This is a genomic window from Limosilactobacillus gastricus DSM 16045, from assembly GCF_001434365.1.
Taxonomy (GTDB): Bacteria; Bacillota; Bacilli; order Lactobacillales; family Lactobacillaceae; genus Limosilactobacillus; species Limosilactobacillus gastricus.
Genome location: NZ_AZFN01000038.1, coordinates 1 through 5,032, shown reverse-complemented (window position 1 = coordinate 5,032; position 5,032 = coordinate 1). Strand labels below are relative to the sequence as shown.

Below are 5,032 nucleotides of genomic sequence, written 5' to 3'. Positions count from 1 at the left end.
CACTGGTACTTGCACTATCACTAGCAATATCTTCAGATAAACTCTTAAGGACTTCGCTTAACGATACTGATGCAGATTCGCTGGCTTCTGAAGTTGATTTTGAAGGTTAGAGAGAGAAGTACTTGCTGATTCAGAGTCGCTAGCTAAACTATCACTTTCTTCACTAATTGAAGTGGAAGCTGATTCACTAGCTTGAGAAATGGAACTCTTTTGATCACTGGTTAAACTACCAGCACTGGAGAGTTCAATCGAGTTGGACTTACTTTCTGAAGCACTTTCTGAACCACTGACTAAACGACTCTCAACTCCAGATACACTATTAGCCGCACTAGAATTAAGTTCCGAATCTGACTTACTTGCGTTGGATTCACTTACATTTAAGCTAGTGGAATTCTCTTCACTAATCGATTCCACCCGTGATTCATTTGTGGAACTAGCACTAGCCTGGCTGGCTAAGTCACTAGCACTCTTAATTTGACTTTCCACTGAATCACGATAGTTGGAAGTGCTGTAATGAGTGGTATTGCTTAATGAATTAGAAATCGATTCACTATTGTCAGCTGATTCACTCACACTCTTAGAATCAGATACACTTGCTGATTCACTTTCGCTTTGGGCTGTTGAACCTTGGTAGACAACTTGAGTCGTATTCGTCCCTACCAAAGTAGTTTGGATGGTTTGCGCAGTTGTGTTTGTAGCACCATCAGTCGTTGTCGCCGTATTAGTGGTAATCTTACCGCCTTCTTCACCCGGTGCAACCTTTACCGTACTCGTACCCATCACGTCTGACTTAGTCGTCGTACCGTCCACTGTGGTTTGGATGCTTGTATCTGTCGCGTTAATGTTCCACGCTACATCTGCAATACTGAAATATGCAACCCCTGAGTTAGCGTAACCAGCAGTTGCATTAGAACTAACCCCTGGTTCAAGGTTGAATTCTAATAAGTAAGGATCGTCAATATTAACCGATCCATTTGTCGTTTGAAAAGCAACCCCACTAGCCCCGTTTTCATCATTGAAGACAGTGGTGCTTCCACTATTAAAGTTGACGTCTAGATCATAAGCCGTCGCAACCCGACCATTAATTGATGACCGACCAGTGTAACCATTTGCCGTGACATCCGTTTTATTTAAGGTTGCCTTACCATTGAAATTAATTTCTGCCGGCGCACCATCATTGTATACGTAGATGTTTGGCCCTTGTTCATTATTTAAGGTAACATCTGATCCGGCATTAAAGTTAATTGACGCCTTACTGGTAGAAGTATCATAAACGATTCCAATGTTTTCGCCATCATTGGCAGCATTGGTAATGTCACCAGTCATCGTCATCGTAACATTAGCTGCGCCAACGTTAACAGTTCCACCATCACTGTAGTACAGCAAAATGTTAGCATCGCTTTCGTTAATGGCTGTTCCTGTAACTGATGATGTTAAATTAACGGTTGCCCCATCAGCAATGTCAACGGTTTGTTTACCATGATTCATGGCAATGTTAATCCCACTCGCATTAGTGATGTTAACCGTGGCATTTTCACCGATGGAAACTGACTTGGCCTTGGCCGTATTGGTAAGTCCGATCCCATATTGGAAATCTGATGAAGCGGTTAAGTTAAAGTTAGCACCTTCTGCCACTTCAACGTTAACATTGGCAATCACAGCCTTGCCTGTGGTCCCACCAGCCGTTACAGATACACCATTCGTTGAGTAAGTGGTGCCATTATAAGTATACGAACCAACTCCAGCAACAGTGGTATCCCCTTCAATCACCAAAGTAGTATTAGTTGATCCTAAAACCGAAGTTGATCCTGAAACTAGCGTACCACCAGTAGCTGTAACATTATTTAAAGTGACCGTTCCGGCCCCATAGTTATAGTTAAAGATCCCATACTGATTGCTTGAGTAGGTCGTTAAATCATTAACGGTAACCGTCGCACCAGTGCTGGTACTGTTGGAGTAGAAGTAGTAAGCACCAAAATTAATAGTATGGTCATTACCATTAATTACCTTAGTGCCACTGAAGCTAGTATATCCAGAAGTCGTGGTGGCAAAATCAATATCCGCCGTAACATTAATTGTCGTTACGGTTGAACTAGCCATAGCGGCTTTAAATTCATCTGCCGTCGAAACATTAGCTACTGAGGAATCAGTCGCCGTCGCCGCTAAGATGACGGCATTCCGCCGTAAACTTAAGGTTGAAGTAGTCGTGGCAGCTTGAGTAGCAACAGCATTGGCAGCCACTGCTGCCGCAGCATCAGTAGTCACATCAGTAACCTCAGCTTCTACTTCACTATTACTTGCGGCCACCGTTGATGCGGTTGAAGCATCATCAGCAGTTGAGACATCTGAAGCCGTACTAGTGGCTGTTTCGGTGGTGCTATTTGTACTATTGGTTGAGGCATCACTGGTTGCCTTTTCGTCACTTGTTGAAGAAGTACTATTTTGAGAATTTACTTTAGATGTAGATACACTTTCGCTTTGGCTGACACTAATAGAGGTACTTTCACTCGCAGATTTTGACGCACTTTCGGTGTCATCAGAATTAGAGGTCGTCGAAGTACTGGTAGTTGACGTAGAAGCGGCTGATCCAGAGGTCAAATTAACGGTATCAGCATTAGCTAAAGTTGATTCCGTAGTGGTTGATGTAAGTGCACTAGTCGCTGTTGTATCGGCAAAGGCCGTTTGTTGCATGGCATAAGCGCCACCAGTCAAAGCACCTACAGCGGCAATGCCTTTAATTAACTCTTTACTCTTTTCTGATAAACCGGATTTTATTTCGGTTGTATCAGTCTTAACTTCACTGGGAGCGTCTTTCCCCATCACCCGTAACAATGCAATCCGAGATAAAAGGGCACTAACCCATTGTTTCCCGGATTTATACATCTTCACATGTGAATCACGATTGGTTTCTTCGTATTTACCAAAATAACGATCACGTTTCTTATTCATCCGTAATTCCTCCCTCCAACATTTTTATGTCAATATGGCGATCTATATCTAAATATACATGATATACAGCGTCTAGTTTATCAATAATCAAGTGATCAATCAACCGTTATTTATAATCTTTTTCTAATATTAAATTTCTTATATTATTCAAAAAAGTAGCTAGTCATTAAGCATTCGCACCTAATAACTAGCTATCGAGAATTATTCAATTGTTATGAAATCCCATGAGACCAGCAATTCCAATTATAGTTGCCTTCAGTACCTTATAAGGTTGTCGTTGCGTTTGGATGTGATCAACTAGATAGGGATGGCTTCCAGAAGTAGTCGCTGTCGCCACCATACTATGTTGGGCCATCGTCGTCGCCGTCACTTGTTCGCTCGTATAAGTAGCGTGTTTGAGATCGGCGCTGGGTTGCCAAATGAATTCGCTGGCTAATTGCTGATGGTCATTTAATTCTTCACTAACCAAGCTTAAAGCAAGACTAAAACTAGTACTCAAGCTTTCACTAATTTCTTTATCCATCGCACCCATCCTTTATTTCCATTCCAAAACCAACCCTACCATAACATATTTAAGATCGATCTGCCCAATAAAAGTTATTTCTGGATATTTTTATAATTCATCTTAAAAAAGCCAAGTTATAATAAGACTAATCAATTCCTTAATGGGGGTTAGAAGTTTTACCCATGAATCATGAAATCTACCTAATATTACGCCGACCCGGCCAATCTAGACTAGTCCGCAATTTACTTGCTGCTATTTGCGTTGGACTTATTACCGGCCTCATCGTGGGATGCTTTCGCTGGATCATTGATCAGACCTTACGAGGCCTGGCCATCATTTATCCTTATCTGAACCATCATCCTATCTATTTAATTCCGTATATAATTGTGACCTTCATCATTTGTTGGATCTTAGGCAAAGTAATTCAACCCGAATTACAAAATTTAGTTGGCTCTGGAGTTCCCCAAATCGAAGCCGTAATGCTTGATATTAATCAGCTACCTTGGTGGTCAATTCTTTGGCGTAAGTTTATCGGGGGACTTTTAGCCATCTGTCCCGGACTTTTCCTTGGTCGAGAAGGACCATGTATTGAAATGGGGGCAATGGTTGGTCAAGGATTGTCCACTAAGGTTTTTCACCTTAACAAGGAAGATCAACGCTTACTATTAAGTTGTGGCGTGGCGGCTGGATTATCCGCTGCCTTTAGCGCCCCCATAGCCGGAACCCTTTTTCTCCTAGAAGAAATTACTTTTCAATTTAAGGCCAAAACCGCCGTCACAGCCTTAGCTTCTGCAATTGTTGCCGACCTCGTCACGATTATCTTTTTTGGGACTAAGCCGTGTCTATACTTACCGATGAAGGACCTTTTGCCTACTTCAGCATATTTCCCCTTGATTGGTGTTGGCATCATCTTAGGCCTCTTTGCTTATTTGTATCAATATGTCATTTTAACCCTACCAAGTCTATATGGTCACCTAAAATTCATCCCTCGACACTATCACAGTATTGTCCCCTTATTGCTGGTCATCCCAATCGGTCTATGGCAACCAATTATCTTAGGTGGTAGCCACGATCTCATAAACCACCTCGTCAAAGGTGACTTTGCCCAACTAGCAACCGCTGGATCAATGTCTTTGTTAAGCCTAGCAATGGTAATGTTAATTATCCGGTTCATCTTTTCAATGGTTTCTTATGGTAGCTCAGTTCCCGGTGGAATCTTTATGCCCATCTTGGTTTTAGGTGCTTTATTTGGCGTCATCTTTGCTATTTTGTTAATTCAATGGCACCTCTTACCTGCAGCCAACTATATTAATGTAGTGATTATTTGTATGACTGCTTACTTTGGGGCCATCGAAAAAGCTCCCTTCACCGCAGTAACTTTATTAACTGAAATGGTTGGTTCGGTGGAGCAAATTTTCCCCATGTTACTAGTTACCTTTATCGCCTACGTTGTCAACGATTGGCTTGGCGGTCGTCCAATTTACTCCGCTTTGCGTCAACAAATCTATGGCAAGTAAGTCTATCCTAACTAAAAAGCCCAGTCAATTGACTGAAGTGAACCCTTAAAGTTGGACACTT

3 protein-coding genes are annotated in these 5,032 nt (G+C 42.0%); 1 reads left to right on the top strand and 2 read right to left on the bottom strand.

From position 1 onward, the window contains the following. Positions 1 to 57 precede the first annotated feature (57 nt). Both FC60_RS08915 and FC60_RS08910 read right to left on the bottom strand, forming a co-directional pair. Entirely contained in the window at positions 58 to 2,949 is a 2,892-nt protein-coding gene (locus FC60_RS08915) for an accessory Sec-dependent serine-rich glycoprotein adhesin (RefSeq protein ID WP_056938028.1), read from the bottom strand. Positions 2,950 to 3,154: 205 nt separating this feature from the next. Beyond that, positions 3,155 to 3,472: a hypothetical protein gene (locus tag FC60_RS08910; RefSeq protein WP_056938027.1), complete on the bottom strand. Its 318-nt coding sequence runs from the start codon at positions 3,470 to 3,472 to the stop codon at positions 3,155 to 3,157. 164 nt (positions 3,473 to 3,636) lie between these two features. Between FC60_RS08910 and FC60_RS08905 the strand changes: the two genes are divergently transcribed. Next, positions 3,637 to 4,971 (top strand): ClC family H(+)/Cl(-) exchange transporter, encoded by a 1,335-nt coding sequence (locus FC60_RS08905; RefSeq protein WP_056938026.1) that lies wholly within the window; start codon positions 3,637 to 3,639, stop codon positions 4,969 to 4,971. Positions 4,972 to 5,032 lie beyond the last annotated feature (61 nt).